Origin of the sequence: Hydrotalea flava (assembly GCF_001623405.1) — a bacterium.
Classification (GTDB): domain Bacteria; phylum Bacteroidota; class Bacteroidia; order Chitinophagales; family Chitinophagaceae; genus Hydrotalea; species Hydrotalea flava.
Genome location: NZ_LUHG01000004.1, coordinates 1 through 996, shown reverse-complemented (window position 1 = coordinate 996; position 996 = coordinate 1). Strand labels below are relative to the sequence as shown.

General features: G+C 40.2%; 1 protein-coding gene. It reads left to right on the top strand.

Annotated features, from left to right (window positions below):
- The first annotated feature begins 266 nt into the window (after positions 1 to 266).
- Positions 267 to 512 carry a hypothetical protein gene (locus A0F92_RS00100; protein ID WP_068240381.1) on the top strand — a complete coding sequence of 82 codons (246 nt, stop codon included), beginning with the start codon at positions 267 to 269 and terminating at the stop codon, positions 510 to 512.
- Positions 513 to 996 lie beyond the last annotated feature (484 nt).

Below are 996 nucleotides of genomic sequence, written 5' to 3'. Positions count from 1 at the left end.
TTCAGTCCAGGCTGGACGTTTTCCAATTTGGCTTTTGAATTTTATCTTGTACTTTAGTTTTTCAATCGGCTTTTGTTCCAAGCTGGACAATCATCAATTCCCCACCTGACAGCAATACCTGTCCGTTGTAGGCAACCAATAAACAAAATCCGTTTCCAGTTTTGGCAGACAAAGGACAACGCCTCTAACTGGTAGACACTTGCTTTTAGTTGACAAAGTATTTATCGGTTGAAACTTCATATTTATCAAGTATAACATTACACGACATGACTTTTGACTACGAACATTCTTTCAATCAAGACAAAGACAAGTGGCGGCAGTTTGACCAGTTTCTAACCGAACTTGCTGACACATATCCTGACGAATTTGAAAAAGACATTTATAGAGACAAAACATTTATGGCTATCGGCTATAAATCTTCGCCGCCAGACATCGGTTATGCTTTTCACCACCAAGTGCCGACTGTAATCCAAGAGCAAATACTTCAAAAATTAAAGCTACTGTTCCCTTAAAGACGTTGCGAATTGGTAGCTTTCACTTTGCTCAATCAGACGAATAAAGTTTGCTTTGTCAAAAGCGACACCAACATTTCTTATTTGCACCCAGACACGACCTTCAGATACATCAATCTTTAATTGTTTTAAACTTTCTGTTTGTTTAGTGCGACTTTGGCTGCCTACAACATGGGCTTGGGCACTATGTCGGCGGACTGTAACGCAGTAGTTCGGCTGTAGTTATCTATCAGCTGTAGTTTGGGCAGGCGACGTTCTATCGGGCTGTTCGTTGTATTTTAAACTTTTGTATATTTATTCAGCAATCGTTCCCGGCTGACGGTTTTTCAAATTCCGCCACATCGCCAAGCCCGGGGCGTTACATGCAACTTGAGACACAAGCAGGTTCAAATTCATAGCAGGACTTCAATGCGCTAATTTTTTGCTCCTTACTGATAAACTTGTTTGACAACGCTTCATTAAAAACTGAACTTTTCAATTTATA